Source organism: Kribbella sp. NPDC056345 (assembly GCF_042262745.1).
Classification (GTDB): Bacteria; Actinomycetota; Actinomycetes; order Propionibacteriales; family Kribbellaceae; genus Kribbella.
On record NZ_JBHJQQ010000002.1, the window covers coordinates 139612 to 154841 of the forward strand.

Annotated in this window: 18 protein-coding genes and 1 tRNA gene; 12 read left to right on the plus strand and 7 right to left on the minus strand. The window is 66.8% G+C overall.

The window, feature by feature from the left end; genetic code table 11:
- Positions 1–113: 113 nt before the first annotated feature.
- Positions 114–560, plus strand: coding sequence for a hypothetical protein (locus ACFCV3_RS06410; protein ID WP_376026702.1), 447 nt, complete (start codon positions 114–116; stop codon positions 558–560).
- On the opposite strand, the gene ACFCV3_RS06415 is transcribed toward ACFCV3_RS06410, so the two are convergent.
- Both ACFCV3_RS06415 and ACFCV3_RS06420 read right to left on the minus strand, forming a co-directional pair.
- Entirely contained in the window at positions 513–1943 is a 1431-nt protein-coding gene (locus ACFCV3_RS06415) for an MFS transporter (protein ID WP_376026705.1), read from the minus strand. The genes ACFCV3_RS06410 and ACFCV3_RS06415 overlap by 48 nt on opposite strands.
- Positions 1944–2002: 59 nt before the next feature.
- Positions 2003–2638 carry a DUF624 domain-containing protein gene (locus ACFCV3_RS06420; RefSeq protein WP_376026708.1) on the minus strand — a complete coding sequence of 212 codons (636 nt, stop codon included), beginning with the start codon at positions 2636–2638 and terminating at the stop codon, positions 2003–2005.
- 89 nt (positions 2639–2727) lie between these two features.
- Here ACFCV3_RS06420 and ACFCV3_RS06425 point away from each other — a divergent pair, with 89 nt between their 5' ends.
- The 8 genes from ACFCV3_RS06425 (at position 2728) to ACFCV3_RS06460 (ending at position 10108) form a co-directional block, all read left to right on the plus strand.
- Positions 2728–3816, plus strand: a complete 1089-nt coding sequence (locus tag ACFCV3_RS06425) for a substrate-binding domain-containing protein (RefSeq protein ID WP_376026711.1) — start codon at positions 2728–2730, stop codon at positions 3814–3816.
- The gene (locus ACFCV3_RS06430) at positions 3791–4216 is read left to right on the plus strand and encodes a hypothetical protein (protein ID WP_376026712.1); all 426 of its coding nucleotides are present in this window, start codon (positions 3791–3793) and stop codon (positions 4214–4216) included. Before ACFCV3_RS06425 ends, ACFCV3_RS06430 begins: the two co-directional genes overlap by 26 nt.
- The gene (locus ACFCV3_RS06435) at positions 4213–5256 is read left to right on the plus strand and encodes a hypothetical protein (protein ID WP_376026714.1); all 1044 of its coding nucleotides are present in this window, start codon (positions 4213–4215) and stop codon (positions 5254–5256) included. The genes ACFCV3_RS06430 and ACFCV3_RS06435 overlap by 4 nt, the downstream gene beginning before the upstream one ends.
- A 133-nt stretch (positions 5257–5389) precedes the next feature.
- Positions 5390–6670, plus strand: coding sequence for an extracellular solute-binding protein (locus ACFCV3_RS06440; protein ID WP_376026717.1), 1281 nt, complete (start codon positions 5390–5392; stop codon positions 6668–6670).
- Positions 6667–7605, plus strand: a complete 939-nt coding sequence (locus tag ACFCV3_RS06445; RefSeq protein WP_376026719.1) for a carbohydrate ABC transporter permease — start codon at positions 6667–6669, stop codon at positions 7603–7605. Before ACFCV3_RS06440 ends, ACFCV3_RS06445 begins: the two co-directional genes overlap by 4 nt.
- Complete coding sequence (locus ACFCV3_RS06450) at positions 7598–8503, plus strand: carbohydrate ABC transporter permease (protein WP_376026721.1); 906 nt, start codon at positions 7598–7600, stop codon at positions 8501–8503. The genes ACFCV3_RS06445 and ACFCV3_RS06450 overlap by 8 nt, the downstream gene beginning before the upstream one ends.
- 287 nt (positions 8504–8790) lie before the next feature.
- Entirely contained in the window at positions 8791–9366 is a 576-nt protein-coding gene (locus tag ACFCV3_RS06455; protein WP_376026723.1) for a hypothetical protein, read from the plus strand.
- Complete coding sequence (locus ACFCV3_RS06460) at positions 9359–10108, plus strand: class I SAM-dependent methyltransferase (RefSeq protein WP_376026725.1); 750 nt, start codon at positions 9359–9361, stop codon at positions 10106–10108. The genes ACFCV3_RS06455 and ACFCV3_RS06460 overlap by 8 nt, the downstream gene beginning before the upstream one ends.
- Here ACFCV3_RS06460 and ACFCV3_RS06465 read toward each other — a convergent pair.
- Positions 10099–10914, minus strand: a complete 816-nt coding sequence (locus ACFCV3_RS06465) for a nitroreductase/quinone reductase family protein (protein ID WP_376026728.1) — start codon at positions 10912–10914, stop codon at positions 10099–10101. The genes ACFCV3_RS06460 and ACFCV3_RS06465 overlap by 10 nt on opposite strands.
- Before the next feature lie 244 nt (positions 10915–11158).
- Entirely contained in the window at positions 11159–11785 is a 627-nt protein-coding gene (locus ACFCV3_RS06470) for a VOC family protein (protein WP_376026730.1), read from the minus strand.
- Between the two features lie 86 nt (positions 11786–11871).
- On the opposite strand from ACFCV3_RS06470, the gene ACFCV3_RS06475 reads away from it, so the two are divergent.
- From ACFCV3_RS06475 to ACFCV3_RS06485, 3 genes are all read left to right on the plus strand, one after another.
- A complete protein-coding gene (locus ACFCV3_RS06475) occupies positions 11872–12594 on the plus strand; it encodes an SDR family oxidoreductase (protein WP_376026732.1) in 723 nt (240 codons plus the stop codon).
- 73 nt (positions 12595–12667) lie between these two features.
- A complete protein-coding gene (locus tag ACFCV3_RS06480) occupies positions 12668–13057 on the plus strand; it encodes a hypothetical protein (protein ID WP_376026734.1) in 390 nt (129 codons plus the stop codon).
- Positions 13058–13073: 16 nt separating this feature from the next.
- Complete coding sequence (locus ACFCV3_RS06485) at positions 13074–13475, plus strand: VOC family protein (RefSeq protein WP_376026736.1); 402 nt, start codon at positions 13074–13076, stop codon at positions 13473–13475.
- A gap of 30 nt (positions 13476–13505) precedes the next feature.
- On the opposite strand, the gene ACFCV3_RS06490 is transcribed toward ACFCV3_RS06485, so the two are convergent.
- The 3 genes from ACFCV3_RS06490 to ACFCV3_RS06500 all read right to left on the minus strand — a co-directional run bounded on the left by ACFCV3_RS06490 (position 13506) and on the right by ACFCV3_RS06500 (position 15144).
- A complete protein-coding gene (locus ACFCV3_RS06490; RefSeq protein ID WP_376026738.1) occupies positions 13506–13844 on the minus strand; it encodes a hypothetical protein in 339 nt (112 codons plus the stop codon).
- A gap of 360 nt (positions 13845–14204) precedes the next feature.
- Positions 14205–14292 (minus strand) — tRNA-Ser (locus ACFCV3_RS06495).
- 39 nt (positions 14293–14331) lie between these two features.
- The gene (locus tag ACFCV3_RS06500) at positions 14332–15144 is read right to left on the minus strand and encodes a TIGR03620 family F420-dependent LLM class oxidoreductase (protein WP_376026740.1); all 813 of its coding nucleotides are present in this window, start codon (positions 15142–15144) and stop codon (positions 14332–14334) included.
- Positions 15145–15230 lie beyond the last annotated feature (86 nt).

The window sequence follows — 15230 nt, forward strand, 5'->3', positions numbered from 1 at the left end:
CAGCGAGCCCAAGACCCGCACCCCCATATCCTTCCCCATCCCACCCCCCACCCCGAAACCCGCCACCCCACCCTGTGGACAACCCCGTGCGATCATCGGCTTGGGAGGAACCTGTGAGTACCAGCGAACGCAGCCTGCGACCACCTTCGACGGCGATGCGCGTCTTCCTGCTCTGCATGATCGCGGTCTTCACGCTCCGGGCCATCGTGCGCCCGGACCTGGAGAGCATCCTGACCGCGGCGCTGTTCCTCGTCCTGTTGCTCCCCGACGTCATCGCTCCCACGCGATACCGCCCCTGGGCGAGCGCGATCGAACGTGATCGCCCCGTGCTCGGCAGCGCCCTGGTCATCCTCCTCGTCGGCTGCGCCGCCTTCCTCCTGCTGCGCTTCTTCCTCGACCGCACCCCGAGCGCGCTCATCGCCGCAGCCCTGGCCGTAGTCGCCGTAGTTGTGTCTCTGATAGGCCGCAGCCGACGCACCCGTGAGCGGGTGCGCCGGCTGGTTGAGTCGTGCTTACTTGGTCTTGGCGGGGCGCATGAAGAAGTAGGCGATGAGGACTGAGACGGCGACGATGCCGGCGGCTACGGCGAAGGAGAAGCGGTAGCCGTTGGTGAGGGCGTCGAGCGGGGTGCTGCCGGTGGTGTGGGTGGCGGCGAGGGTGGCGAGGACGGCCAGGCCGAGGGCGGCGCCTACTTCGCCCATGGTGCCGATGAGGCCGGAGGCCAGGCCGGCGTCCTCGGGCTGTACGTCGGCCATCGACAGGCCCATCAGGGCGGGGAAGGCGATGCCGCCGCCGAGGCCGAGCAGGGTGAGTACGGGCAGGACGTGTACGACGTAGTTGCCGTCGACCGGGGCCTGGGTGAAGAGGACGAGTCCGGCGGTGACGAGCAGCAGCCCGGCGATCAGGGGGCGGCGGGGGCCGAAGCGGGTGACCAGCTTCTCGGAGTAGCGGACCGAGAGCAGGCCCATCACCACGGTGGTCGGCAGGAACGCCAGTCCGATCTCCAGAGCGTCGTACCCGAGCACTCGCTGCAGGTAGAGCGAGCCGAGGAAGAAGATGCCGAACATCCCGGAGGCGGAGAGTGCCTGCACCAGGTTGGCGCCGGAGAGGTTGCGGGAGCGGAAGATGCGCAGCGGCACCAGCGGGTTGGCTGCGGTCGCCTCACGGACCACGAAGCAGATCAGCAGAGTGATCGTCAGCAGACCCAGTGCGACGGTCCGACCGGCCGTCCAGCCCAGCTCCGCGGCCGGCTTCACGATGGTGAACACACCGAGCATCAGCGCCGCAGTGATCAGGACAGCGCCCGGTACGTCGGTTCCGCGGCCCATGCCGAGGCCCTGGTCCTTCTCGATCAGCTTCACGGCCAGTGCGACGGTCAGGATGCCGATCGGCAGGTTCACGAAGAAGATCCAGTGCCAGCTGATCGCCTGGGTCAGGACGCCACCCGCGAGCAGACCGATCGAGCCACCGGCCGAGGCGACGAAGGCGTACATCCCGATCGCCTTGGCCTGCTCACGCGGCTCGGGGAACAGCGTGACGATCATCCCGAGGATGACCGCGGAGGTGAGCGCGCCACCGATGCCCTGGATGAACCGTGCGATCACCAGCACCTCCTGCGAGGACGCCAGCCCGCACAGCACGGAGGCGACGGTGAAAACGACCAGTCCGGCGATGAAGATGTTCCGGCGCCCGAGCAGGTCACCCAGCCGCCCGGCCAGCAGTAGCAGTCCGCCGAACGCGATCAGGTAGGCGTTCACCACCCACGCCAGCGAGGAGCTGGTGAAGCCGAGGTCGTCCTGGATGGCCGGCAGCGCCACGTTCACCACGGTGACGTCGAGCACGATCATCAACATGCCCGCGCACAGCGTGTAGAGAGCGAGCCAACGCGAGCGGCCGCCCTGCGTGGCCGGCGTGGTCGCCAGGGTGTCGGTCGTCGCGTACATCTGAGTCTCCTTGAGGTCTTCGAGAGGGCCTTTACACCCTTACGTCGAACCGGAGGGGCTCAGATTGACACGTCGCCCGAATCTTTTTCTTCAGACTCCGTACGGCGCTGCCCGCCACCCAGCCAGTAGGCGATGAGCGCCGGGACCAGTCCGGACCCGATCACGAGCAGTGTCGGCACCTGTGACGCCAGCGCGAACCAGGTGAGCAGGCCGACCACACCGCCGGCCACCGCCAGTGACCGCCGGAGCAGGAACAGGTTGGCCTGCCGGAACACGGTCTTCATGGTCGCGTCGGTGCCGGCATCGCGCAGTACCGCCAGCCCGCTCAGATAGAGCCCGATGATCATTCCGGTCAGCGGGATCAGGATCGCGAGCGCGAAAATCCGCACCGGTCCGCTGGAATTCGCCCAGAACGCCAGACCGAAGGCGAGCATCACACCGCCGACGTACAGGCCGAATCCGGACATCCAGAACCGCTTGAAGGCCCAGCGGAACTCACGGAAGTACAACCGCATCAGCCCGGTCCGCTCCTGGCTGATCGCCTCGGGCAGCACCCGCTGCAGCGCGAACGCCGCCGGGAACAGGGTGATGATTCCGGCGCTCAGCACCAGGAAGGTCAGCTGCAGCAGGAGCAGATCGCCGACCACTGTCAGTTTCGCCAACACTGCGTTGGTCCGGCCGCCGGCCTGTTCCACTGGTTCGCCTCTCGTTTCACCGCGCGTTCGGGATAGGCCCCATTTGATCGTATGATCACAAACAATCATCCGAGATCAAAGGGGGCCGCATGCTTGCACAGGAGCGCCATGAGCTGATCCTGCGGAGCCTGCGCCGCCACGGCAGGCTCCGGGTGGCCGAGCTGGTCGCCGAGCTGGGCGTTTCCGCGATCACAGTACGCCGGGATCTCGCCGAGCTCGACGGAGCCGGGCTGCTCCGCCGGGTGCACGGTGGCGCGATCGGCGCCGGCCCCGCCGACCAGACCTCGGCCGGCGACCGCCTGACGATCGGCATCGTGGTCCCGAGCGCCTCGACGTACTACACCGACGTGATCCGCGGCGCCGAGGCGACCGCGGCCCGGTACGGCGCGCGCCTGGTCCTCGGCGTCTCCGGCTACGACGCCGACGTCGAGCTCGAGCGGATCGAGAAGGTGCTCGGTATCGGCGTCGCCGGCCTGCTGCTCAGCACCGCGTACGGCGACGCTGACGCGCACCGGATCGGCACCCGCCTGGACGAGATCGACGTACCACTGGTGCTGATGGAGCGGGCCTTCGGATTCCCGGAGGTGGGTCGCGAGTACGACCACGTGCGCACCGATCACGCGTACGGCGCCATGCTCGCCCTGCGCCATTTCGCCCAGCTCGGCCACCGCCGGATCGCGGTCAGCCTGCAGCCGACAGTGACGGCGTACTGGCTGCGGCGCGGGCTCGAAGAGGCAGTCGACACGCTGGGTGTCGACATCTACGTGTCGGAGCGCGAGCTCCCGCAGACCGGCGACGACCCGCACTCCCTTGCCCAGCTCGACGCCTTCCTGATCGAATGCGAAGCCTTCGGCTCCCGCGCCGTCCTGATCCACTCCGACGAACACGCCGCCCGCCTGGTCGAACGGGCCATGGAGCGCGGCCTCCGCGTCCCCGAGGACCTGGCCGTTGTCGTGTACAACGATGTCACCGCGGCGCTCGCGGTCGTGCCGCTGACTGCCGTCTGCCCACCCAAGTTCGCCCTCGGTGAGACCGCCTGCGACCTGCTGCTGCGCAAACTGCAGTCCAGCCAGGGTCCGGTGCAGCATTTGTCACTACTTCCGGCGCTCAATCTCCGGTCCTCGTGCGGTGCGCAAACGGTAGATTCAGCGCATGGACTACGAGCAGTTCAGAGCTGAGCGGGACAAGGTGTGGGCCCTCCTCCACGAGGCGACCCTGCCGCCGAGCCTGCCGAGCGACATCGCTCGCCTGAAGGAGCTGGCCGCCACGATCGACGATCCGGCCGACCGGCGCGACGCCGACAATATGGTCGCGTCGATCGAGTCGATCGTGCAGGAGAGCCACAGTGCGAGGGACGAGGAGCCCTGGTCGGACGCCATGAACGAGGCGATCCGCGTCCACCTCGAGGCCAGTGACGACAGCGGTACGCCGGCCGAGCGGATCGCGCGAGCGCACGCCGGGATCGAAGCCATCGGCCGGATCGCCGACACCGCACCCGAGCGCGAGCGGAACGCCATCATCGAGCTGAACGGCTCGCTGCTGATGCTGGCCGAGGCGCTGGAGCCCGACGCCGAATGAAGGTCACGACCTACTCGGAGCTGATGGCGGAGCAGGCCCGGGCTGCCGTCAGAGTCTCCGGTGCCCACCACTCCTCGTGGAACGGCAAGGTCGGTGCTACCGATCCGAGCAGGAAGATTCGCGGGTCGGTCAGCTGGGACCACACCATCAACTACTCCGACCGGTTGGTGACGGCCCCGCTCAAGGACATGTTCCAGAACGCCCGGGTCCACAATCAGGATCCGGCGACGCTTCGCTCCTATCGTGAAGCGATCAAGACCGTTCATCACGAGAACACGCACGCGCTCGCCGCCGAGGGGACCGAGCACGCCGACGGCAAGAAGGCGTTCCAGAATCTCCCGGAGCAGGCTCTCGAAGAGGGCATCACCGAGGTCCACAGTTACGACAATCTCAACGAGTACATCGACGAGCTCGGGCTCGAGGAGATCGCTCCCGGGATCAAGACCGCCGAGGCGCACTCGTCGTACGACCACTACACGCCCGCCGCACGCCGCTTCACCGAAGGGATCGGGCGGAACACCGGTGTCGAGCCGTCCGAAGTTGTCCGCCGGCTTGCCGTGGTCAACCCGGCGGAGAAGTTTCGGACCGCGGCCGAGATGCTCTACGAGAACTCCGATCTGCCGGGCAAGATCCCGGAACAAGAACGGGAAGCGGCGATCGGGCGGATCGAGGCGGCGATGAAGCCGTCGTTCTCCGGTCTGAAGGATCTGAAGGCCGAGCCCGACAAGGAGAAGCGGCGGCGGGAGTCCGCGCTGGCGGGTGGCGCCGGGGCCCAGGCCGGTATCGACGAGGTCAGGGCGCTCAGCCGTGAGTGGGGGCAGCCGGCGCCGGAGGCTCGGGTGGAGCGTGGGGTGGCAACCGAGCAGGGGCGATCGAACGGTCAGGCCGAACTCCCGTCCGATCTGGCGACCGCCGTACATGCCAGTCGTTCCGGGTCCGAGCCGCTCGGTTCGGTGAGCCGGTTGAGCGAGGACCAGATGGGTTCGCGGCGCTCGGGGACCGATTCGACGCCGGAACGCAGCCCGGAAATCCAGCGCTGATTCGGTTCACCGCACGGAACTGTGATCGCTCTGGTTCCGGAACTGATCGATAGTGATCATTCGAAGCCTGAGGTCTTGACGAGGAAAGCCCTTTCCCATACTTTCGCTGCACTTGATGCGAAGGAGTTCCCCTGTGAGACGTTCCGTGGGACTGACGTTGCTGGTCACGGCCCTTGCCGTCGTGGTCAGCAGTTGTGGCAGCGGGGTGATCGACAAGAGCACGGACGGCGTTCCGCCGGCCGAGGCCACTGGGACGCTGCGGGTGCTGCTCCCGTCGTTCCCGCCCAGCAACGAGGGGCGGCAACAGTTCCAGAAGGTCATCGACGACTTCCACAAGGCCTATCCGAAGATGAAGGTCGAGCCGGACTTCGCGACGTACAACAACCTCAACGAGAAGATGTCGACCTCGATCGCGGCGGGTTACCCGTACGACGTGATGGTCACCGGCGTCGGCTGGATCCAGCCGTTCGCGTCCAAGCGGATCTTCGCCGACCTCGGCGACTTCGGCCTGACCCCGGACGTGATCCGGGAGAAGAGCCTGGCCGCGCTGATCCCGGCGGTCACCTACGACGGCCGGATGTACGGCTACCCGCTGCTCGCGGACGCCCGTGCGGCCGCCCTGCGCAAGAGCGCGTTCATCGAGGCGGGGCTGGATCCCGAGAAGCCGCCTGCTTCGATGTCAGAACTCAAAGCTGCGGCCGAGAAGCTGACCAAGCGGGACAAGAACGGCACGATCGTGCGCAGCGGCTTCGACATGGACACCGCGCCCGGCTTCCGGCAGTCCTTCACCACGTTCCTGGCCTCCACCGGTACGCCGCTCTACATCGGCGGTGAGCCGAACTTCGACAACCCGGCCGGTCTGGAAACCCTGACCTGGATCAAGTCGATGATCAACAACGTTCAGCCGTACGGCCAGCAGAACCCTGCGCAGCAGCCGCTGGTCTTCAGCGGTGAAGCGGCGATGGGCATCGTCAAGGGCGCGGTCGACTGTTCGGACGGTGGCAAGGGGATCGGACAGAAGAACTGCGACGACCTGAAGTTCTTCCGCTTCAACAGCGGCAAGGAGATCGAGTACATGGGTGGCGATCTGGCCTCCATCGGTTCCCGCAGCCGGCACAAGCAGGCGGCCTGGTCGTTCATCCAGTCGCTGACCAAGCCGGAGACGCTGGACGCGATGGCCAAGCTGAACCGGAAGCTCCCGGCGTACAAGGACGCGGCCAACTCGCCGCAGGCGAAGTCGAACCCGCTGAGCAAGTTCGTCGCCGAGGGACTGGACAAGGCCGCGAACGAGAACGAGGTCCCCTCCAACTGGCTGGAGATGCGAGGCAACTTCGACATCCAGCTCACCCAGGCGGTCCTCGGTCAGAAGGACCCCGCCAAAGTGCTGCACAACCTGGCAGGACAGAGCCGATGAGCACAACCCTCGAGCGCCCGGCGCCGGCCACCTCGGCCAAGCCTGTTGTCGCCAAGGACAAGGGCACACTGACCCGCAGCCAGGTCCGGACCGGTTGGACCCTGCTGGCGCCGGCGCTGTTGCATTCCGGCATCTTCATCGTCATTCCGGTGATCGCCGTACTGGTACTGAGCCTGACCGACTACAGCTTCGGTGACACCTGGTCGTGGGTCGGATTCGGCAACTACACCGAGCTGTTCCGCGACGTCGACTTCCTGGCCTCGCTGTGGCACACCGTGCTGTACGCGCTGGTGGTGATCCCGATCTCGATGGCGATCTCGCTCGCGGTCGCGATCGGGCTGAACCAGAAGATCCGCGGGATCGGCTTCTTCCGGACCGCGTTCTACATCCCGACCGTCACCGCGACGGTCGCGGTGGCGACCATCTGGCTGTGGATCTACAACCCGGGCTCCGGTCTGGCGAACGGATTCCTCAGCCTGTTCGGCTTCGCGCCGAACCGCTGGCTGGCCGACCCCGGTACAGCGCTGGGGTCGCTGATGGTGGTCGGTATCTGGCAGGGCCTCGGCACCAAGATCATCATCTACCTGGCCGCGTTGCAGGGGGTTTCCCGTGACCTGCTGGAGTCTGCGGACATCGACGGCGCCTCGCGGTGGCAGAAGTTCCGCAACGTGACGCTGCCGGCGCTGGGCCCGGTGCAGTTCTTCGTGCTGATCACCTCGATCGTCGGCACCTTCCAGGTCTTCGACCTGGTCTACGTGATGACGCGTGGCGGGCCCGGTAGTGAGACGCGCGTACTGGTGCTCGACATTTATCAGAACGCATTCCAGGACCTCAAACTTGGCTACGCGTCTGCTGAGACCGTGATCATGATGATCGTCATCGCGATCTTCATCACGGCCGGGCGCGTCCTGCAGAAGGCGGACACCAATGACTAGCGCCACGTTGCCGGCCGTCGCCTCGTCCAGAAAGCCGTCCTCGGTGGGGCCCGGCCGGATTCTCCTGTACGTCGTTCTGGTCATCGGTGCGGTGCTGATGATCACGCCGTTCCTGTGGATGGTGCTGACGGCGTTCAAGAGCGAACTGGAGATCAGCAAGTTCTCGTGGCTGCCTGGTGAGCTGCGGTGGAGCAACTTCACCGAGGCGATGCAGACCGCGCCGTTCCTGCGCTACTTCCGCAACAGCGCGCTGATCGCCATCGGCGAGACGGCGTTCACCCTGGTGGTCTGTACGACGGCCGGATACGCGCTGGCGAAGCTGCCGCTGAAGGGCGGCAAGTTCATGCTCGGCTACTTCATCGTGCTGCTGCTGGTGCCGTTCCAGATCATCCTGGTACCGCTGTTCATGATCGTGAAGTCGGTCCCGCTGTTCGGTGGCAACAACATCCTCGGCCAGGGCGGTATCGGCTGGCTGAACTCCTGGTGGGGACTCATCATCCCGCTCGGCGCCGCGCCGTTCTTCACCTTCCTGGCCCGGCAGTTCTTCGTCTCGCTGCCGGACGAGCTCGCCCAGGCGGCCCGCGTCGACGGTCTCGGTGAGTTCGGCATCTTCTGGCGGATCATGACGCCGCTGATCAAGCCGGCCCTGATCACCATCGCGGTCTTCCAGATCGAGGCCGCCTGGAACGGCTTCCTCTGGCCACTGATGATCACCACCTCGGACGAGATGCGCCCACTCCAGCTGGGGCTGGCGATCTTCGCCCAGAACCCGGGCGAGATCCAGTGGCCCTACCTGATGGCCGGTACGGCGCTCGCGACCCTGCCGATGATCGTTCTGTTCGTCTTCGCCCAGAAGCGCTTCATCGAAGGCATGGCGAACGTCGGCATCAAGGGCTAGGTAAAACTCAAACAGGTGCTCACCCCGCCCCGGGTGAGCACCTGTGAGTTCCCCCCACAATCCGGCGATCCCGAAGAAGCACCGGAGCGTTCCGCTGGCCCCCCACCGGCACGCTCACCCGTTTATCGTCACAGTCCGCCGTCCGTTACACCTCCGTACGGTTTTTTCGCCGTTTCCCCGAACGATTTCTTCCACACGAGCCGATCTTCCAGAAATCGTCACGTCACGCAGCGTCACGATGACGCTGAGTAGTGAAACCTGTCGGAACGGCTCGTCAGACTGGTCGCATGCCGATCCTCTTCGTAGATCTCGAGACCACCAGCGTTCGTGAGCCGTGGCTGCCGGGTGGGCGCCAGATCTGGCAGCTCGCGGTGATCCGCCGCGAGGACGACGGCCGCGAGACGGCGTACAACCGCTTCGTCCCGCTGGCCGAGCTGGATCTCTCGGGCGCCACCGAGCAGGCGTTGACGATCAGCCGTTTCGATCGGCACCCGGAGTCACACGGATCCTCGCAGGACGTCGCGACCGGGCGCGAGATTGCCGAGTTGATGGTCGAGCTCACCGCGGATCAGCCGGTGTGGGTTGGCGCGGCGCCCTGGATGGATGCGAACGACGTACTGCATCTGATGCATCTGCACGGGCTGGTTCCCCTGGATGCGGCTGATGTGCCGTGGGACTTTCGGCTGGTTTGTGTGATCAGCCAGCTGCTCGGGCGGACGCGGATGCCGGTGACCTCGTCGGTGGAGGAGATGGCGGCGCTGGTCGGGGTCGACCAGTCCGCCTATGCGATCCACGATGCGTTGGCGGATACGTATTTCGTTCGCGAGGTGTTTGATGCGCTGACAGACTCTTCGGATGGATGAGGCGGTGCGGGGTAACCGGGCGGTCTGGGAGCGGGCTTCGGAGAAGCATGTTCGGGAGTACGACGAGCTGCTCGAAGGGGCGCGTGGTGGGTGGGAGCTGTTTCCGCGGGAGCTTGAGTTGTTGGGGGCGGTGCTGGCCGGCGGTCCGACTGTTGTGCACTTTCAGAGTGGGCATGGGGTGGACGATCCTGCGCTTGTGCGTGCGGGGGCGCGGGCTGTGGTTGGGATCGACTACAGCGTGGTGGCGGCGGGGGCGGCGCAGCGGCGGGCGGTGGAGGTCGGCGTACCGTGTCGGTACGTTGCTGCTGAGGTTCCCGGCGTGCCGGTGCGGGATGGGTGTGCGGACCTGGTTTACACCGGCAAGGGCGCGGTGATCTGGATGCGCGATCTGGACGCGTGGGCGCGGGATGCGGCGCGGGTGCTGCGGCCTGGGGGCAGCCTGTTCGTGTATGAGGCGCATCCGGCGGTGCCGCTGTGGTCGTGGGACGAGGACGAGCCGCGGGTTCGTTCGGACCGCAGCTACTTCGCGGAGTCCCATGTGAACGACACGTTCCCCGGCAATGGCGCGCGCGAATGGCAGTGGACGCTGGGTCAGATCGTCACCGCGATCACGCGCGCCGGGCTGCGGCTCGACGTACTGGAGGAGTACGCCGAGCCGTTCTGGCGACCGGGCGACGGGCACACGGCTGCTGCCTGGTCGGGTCGCTTGCCGAACGCCTATGCCCTGCTGGCTCACAAGTAGGACAGCAGCGCGGCCTCCTCACGGTCGAGGTGGGCCGTGAGGAGAGCCACGATGCGGTCGATCTCGGGGAGCAGGTTGGGCTGCGGTGTGGTGAGGAGCTTCTCCAACTCCTCCAGGTGTACGGCGAGTTGGTCGTGTTCTGCCTGCAGTACGGCGATCTCGTCCGCCAGCTCGGGGTGCTGCTGAAGCAGTCCCGGGAAGATGCCGCCGGATTCGCCGGTGTGGTGATGGTGCAGGCCCTGGCACAGCGTGAGGCAGTTGACCCGAAGCTGCGCACCGATCCCCGCCGTACCGGACGTTGCAACCTCCTCGCGGATCAACGCGAGCTCCCGCCGGAACGCGGTATGGATCCGGACCAGCAGATCCGCGAACGAACCGCCCCCGCGCGGCGGCCCGATCTGCTTCTGGGTAAGGGCGACCACGGGGATCGTCCGCGTCGTACCGGCCTGGTACTCACCCCAGCCCTGGTCCGCCTCGACGAGCCGGGCGAACACGTCGTCCCGCTCGGTCCCGGCGAGCGGTACGGCGTCTGCCTGGTAGGTGAACAGGCCGGTCTCGACGGTGACCTCGGGGTTGGCGAGCAGGTTGAGGTACCAGTCGGGGTGTTTGTCGGAGCCGCCGGCCGAGCCGACGACCAGGACGCGATCGCCGTCCGGGTAATACCCGATGACGGCGGTGTGCTCGCGCCCGGACCGACGCCCGGTCGTTGTCAGGAGCAACATTCTTCCGTCGGGGAACGGCCCGCTCAGCTTGCCGTCGTTCGCGCGGAACTCAGTGATCAGTGCATCGGTAAAAGGGTTCGGCATTCTCTTCTCTCGGTTGGGGATACTGCGCTGGTGCGGTGAGAGAAAAGATGAGGGCGGCCCGCGGGCGGCCCCTTCGGCGCTCAGAGAGCGACCGGGAACCCAACTCGTGCATGGCGTAGAGCCGACCCGGTAGTCACGTCGTACACCTTAGACGGACCGCCAGGCCATCACAATCCCTTTCACCCTGACGCAACCCCGCCTGGGCACCCCGACGACGAGCAATTGTGATGGCCTGCAGGTCCGCCTAGTCGCGCCCCATCCACGTAGCCACGCACACTTCGTTGCCCTCGGCATCGGCCAGGACCCACCACTTCGGCGCATGTGCATCCGAGACCAGCCGCCCACCCGCAGCCAGGGCCGCCGTCACCCGTGTCTCAGCCTGGTCGTGCCCTACCGCCACATCCACGTGAATCCGATTGCGCCCGACCCGCGCGACATCCATCTGCTGGAACCCCACCGCAGGCCCGCGGCGCAACGGGTCGAACAGATAGTCGTCCCCGATCTGTCCGTACCCCAGCACCGCCCGCCAGAACGGCAGCACCTCGGCACCCACCAACGCATCCGCGTTCACATTGACGACCTGCACGACCGTCGGGTCGGCCCGTAGCCCAAGCTCCGCGGCCGCCCCGGAGATCCGTCGTGCCAACCCAGCATCCCGCCGCCCCAACGAGACCGTCACCCCCGCGGCCCGCAGGTCGACCGCGAGGTACTCGGCACCTTCCCCGGCAACCCGCTCGATCGCGCCTACGAACGCCGTACCGTCCGTCAGCGACTCGGTCGGGAAGTGCGCCGAAACCAAGTGATAGACCGACCGCCAGTCCTCAACCCCTTCGGCCGAATGGAACTCGCCGGCCGTTACCCGATCGCCCATACCTGCGAACCTAACAGCGATGTCACACGGCTGGGCTCTCGCGGGTCTATACGTTCATCAGGGTTGGTCAAGGAAAGGACATCCGAATGAAGACGCTCCTCGTCACCGGCGGCACCGGGCGGCTCGGCCGGCCGACGGTCGACCAGCTTCGTGCTGCCGGCAACACGGTCCGTGTGCTGAGCCGCCGTACCGGCCCCGGGGTGGTGACCGGCGACCTGACCACCGGCGACGGCGTTGCGGCCGCCATCGACGGGGTTGACCTCGTGCTCCACCTGGCCACCGGTCAAGGGCGCCGGGACGTGCAGCAGACCCGCAACCTTCTCAACGCCACACCACCCACCACGCACGTGATCTACATGTCGATCGTCGGCATCGACCAGATCCCGCTCTCCTACTACCGCTACAAACTCGAGGCCGAGCACCTGGTCGAGGCCCACCCCGCGCACACGATCCTGCGTGCCACCCAGTTCCACGACCTCGTGGAACAAGTCTTCGCCTTGAAACTCCCAGCCCTCTTCGCCCCGGCAGTCCCGCTGCAGCCGATAGCCACCGAGGACGTCGCCACCCGCCTCACCGAACTGGTCGCCAACCCCATCCCCGGCCGCGCCCCCGACATCGGCGGTCCCGAATCCCACGCCGTACCCGACCTGGCCCGCCTCTGGAAGGCTGCTCGCAGCTCCCGCCGGCCGATCGTCCGGGTCCGTGTCCCCGGCAAGGCCTTCCGTGCGTTCGCCGCCGGCGCCGCGCAGGTCCCAGGCCCGCCGTACGGCGGCATCACCTTCGCCGACCACCTAGCAGGCAAGTGCTGAGGGTCTCGACGTGCCGGGCTGCGGGGCCTAGCATGCCGGGGATCATTTGACGGGTTGACATAGGGAGCACCGGATGAGGAAGTCCATCGCGCGCATGACGGTCGCGATCGTTGGCGCGCTGGGCCTGGTCGTCGGCACGCCGGTGCTGGCGTTCGCGAACAACATGTCCTGGGGGCCGGTGTTCTACAACGGGCACAACGGTGGCGAGGCGAGCTTCAGCGATGCTGCGAACCACGTCTACGTCACCGACAGGTTCAACGACAACTACACCGCCGTGCTCGACGTCTGGCGGGAGGGCAATCCAGGCGGGGACCACATCCTCTGCAACGACTATGGCACCGGTGACGGTGCTTCGAGTTGCGCGCTGATCTGGGCGGAGGACGTCCCGCTGAAGGGCAAGCTCTGTTTCCGCTGGGGCTCCGACTGGCGCCACTGCTCGGCCATCAAGTCCTTCAACAGCTGACCGGTATGGTCTTCGTATGACGCGACCGCGGATGCGGATTGGGGCCGTCACGATCACGGCGGCACCGGCTCCGCATGCCCGGGAGTTGGCCAGGTTCTACGAGCGCCTGCTCGGCTGGCGGATCGCCGATGAGGGGCCGAAGGGCGGTTGGGTCCAGCTCCATCCGCCCGAGGGCGATCCGGACAGAACGCTGCTGGGCATCAACATCGAGTCCGACGAGGAGTACGAGCGGCCGGTCTGGCCGAGTAGGCCGGGCGGCCAGCGCGCGACGGTGCACCTCGACATCGGAGTGGACGACCTCGACGAGGCCGTCGCGTGGGCGCTCGAGGCAGGCGCGACTCTCGCCGAGGATCAGCCGCAGGAGCACGTCCGGGTCATGCTCGACCCTGCCGGCAACCCCTTCTGCCTGTGCCGCTGACACCGCTACTTACAGCAGGTCAAGCGGGTCTTACCAAGTTGTGATCCCCGCCTGGCGATGCCGCCGCACACGCCTCGTCATGACCACGCCGGGGATGCCGACCGCGAGCAGGACCGGGACCGCGGCGCCGATCGCGACCCAGAGAACGATGGCGATGTAGCCCAAGGCGGCCTTGCTCGTGTCCGCGTCCGCTTGGACAAGGAAGACAACGCTCGTCACGAACGCAACCACCATGAAGACCGCGATGATGATCGCGAGCCAGAGGAGAATGACGGCCCCTCGCCGGTAGCCGACAGTGAGCTCCTGGGCCTGCGGTGGCACGTACCCCTGAGGCACATTGGGCATCTGGGTCGGCTGCTGGTCAGACATGGTGCCCAGTCTGACGGCTGGTCAGATTGTTCAGACAGCGGGCCGCCATCAGCGCCCCGTCCCCACCGCTACGACTCCTACCGCTGCCCTCAGAATGCCGGCCTTCATCGATACTCCTCCAAGGAGATGTCCCCCGAGCAGGCTTGCGCCCGTCCGCTGAATGCGTCCCGAACGGTAGAGGTTGTCGCTGGCATCTCTCTGCCCGTACCGCACCCGTACCGAATATCGACTGCCGAGAGGCCCTGCACTGAAGAAGGGCCGGTCACCTAGGTGACCGGCCCTTCCCTTGTTCAGCCCCTGGGGGTGACCACATAGTGCGCTGACCAGCGGAAACACCAGTCGGGTGGCCACTTCTCAGAGTGGCGGAGGATACGAGATTCGAACTCGTGAGGGGTTGCCCCCAACACGCTTTCCAAGCGTGCGCCCTAGGCCTCTAGGCGAATCCTCCAAGCGGAGAGGATACGCGAGGGGACGGGAGTTGTGGAAATCAGGGGGCGAGCAGGGCGGGGGCCAGGGCTCGCCACTGGTCGGTGGGCTGGGGGCCGGTGATGCCGGTGATCACGTTGATGGCGACGTGGTCCGCGCCGGCGGCCAGGTGTTCGGAGAGCTTGGCCTTGATGTCGGCGGGGGTGCCCCAGGCGGCCAGGGCGTCGACCATGTGGTCCGGTAGCTCGGCTTGGTCGGCCTGGCTGAACCCCTGGCGTTCGAACGAGGCGGCGTACGCGGGAATCGTCGGGAAGAAGCTGATCGTGTCCCGGGCGATCGCCCGCGCCTTGTCCGGGTCTGACTCCAGTACGACGAGATGGCTCACGGCGAGCAGCTTGTCCGGCCCGAGCGTCTTGCGTGCCTCGGCGGTGTACGCAGGGGTGATGAGGAACGGGAACGCGCCGGCGGAGTGGTCGCGGGCGAGCTCCAGCATCCGTGGGCCGAGGGCGGCGAGGACCCGGTGCTCGACGGGGACCTCGAGCTCCTCCAGGTACGCCGTGAGTCGTTCGATCGGACGTGGTCCGTGCGCTCCGCCCAGGCCGACGGTGAAGCGGCCGGTCGATTCCAGGGCGGCGTACGTCGCTGCCACCTCGGCGGCTGGGTACTTCACGACCGCCAGGACACCGGTGATGAACTTGATCGAGTTCGTGGCGGCGATCAGATCGGCGACCGTCTGCAGTCCGGGCAGCGGACCGCCGGACAGCCAGATCGCCGGGTAGCCGAGTTCCTCGGCGGTCCGGGCGGCGGCGAGCGAGGACGGGCTGCTGTCCAGGCCGGTCGAGATCCCGAACCGGCCGAATTGATGATCTGTCACGTACTCAGCTTGGGGTGGTCCCGGCCCGGAGCGCGAGGGTGTTCGCTGACAGCGTGGAACCGGCGGCCCGATTCCCGGTCGGGGGA

Excerpts from the sequence above, each read along its gene's own strand:
- ACFCV3_RS06425 (WP_376026711.1), top strand. The coding sequence starts at position 2,728 with ATGCTTGCACAGGAGCGCCATGAGCTGATCCTGCGGAGCCTGCGCCGC.
- ACFCV3_RS06455 (WP_376026723.1), top strand. The coding sequence starts at position 8,791 with ATGCCGATCCTCTTCGTAGATCTCGAGACCACCAGCGTTCGTGAGCCG.
- ACFCV3_RS06445 (WP_376026719.1), top strand. The coding sequence starts at position 6,667 with ATGAGCACAACCCTCGAGCGCCCGGCGCCGGCCACCTCGGCCAAGCCT.
- ACFCV3_RS06485 (WP_376026736.1), top strand. The coding sequence starts at position 13,074 with ATGACGCGACCGCGGATGCGGATTGGGGCCGTCACGATCACGGCGGCA.
- ACFCV3_RS06480 (WP_376026734.1), top strand. The coding sequence starts at position 12,668 with ATGAGGAAGTCCATCGCGCGCATGACGGTCGCGATCGTTGGCGCGCTG.
- ACFCV3_RS06435 (WP_376026714.1), top strand. The coding sequence starts at position 4,213 with ATGAAGGTCACGACCTACTCGGAGCTGATGGCGGAGCAGGCCCGGGCT.
- ACFCV3_RS06475 (WP_376026732.1), top strand. The coding sequence starts at position 11,872 with ATGAAGACGCTCCTCGTCACCGGCGGCACCGGGCGGCTCGGCCGGCCG.
- ACFCV3_RS06470 (WP_376026730.1), bottom strand. The coding sequence starts at position 11,785 with ATGGGCGATCGGGTAACGGCCGGCGAGTTCCATTCGGCCGAAGGGGTT.
- ACFCV3_RS06415 (WP_376026705.1), bottom strand. The coding sequence starts at position 1,943 with ATGTACGCGACGACCGACACCCTGGCGACCACGCCGGCCACGCAGGGC.
- ACFCV3_RS06490 (WP_376026738.1), bottom strand. The coding sequence starts at position 13,844 with ATGTCTGACCAGCAGCCGACCCAGATGCCCAATGTGCCTCAGGGGTAC.
- ACFCV3_RS06450 (WP_376026721.1), top strand. The coding sequence starts at position 7,598 with ATGACTAGCGCCACGTTGCCGGCCGTCGCCTCGTCCAGAAAGCCGTCC.
- ACFCV3_RS06430 (WP_376026712.1), top strand. The coding sequence starts at position 3,791 with ATGGACTACGAGCAGTTCAGAGCTGAGCGGGACAAGGTGTGGGCCCTC.
- ACFCV3_RS06465 (WP_376026728.1), bottom strand. The coding sequence starts at position 10,914 with ATGCCGAACCCTTTTACCGATGCACTGATCACTGAGTTCCGCGCGAAC.
- ACFCV3_RS06460 (WP_376026725.1), top strand. The coding sequence starts at position 9,359 with ATGGATGAGGCGGTGCGGGGTAACCGGGCGGTCTGGGAGCGGGCTTCG.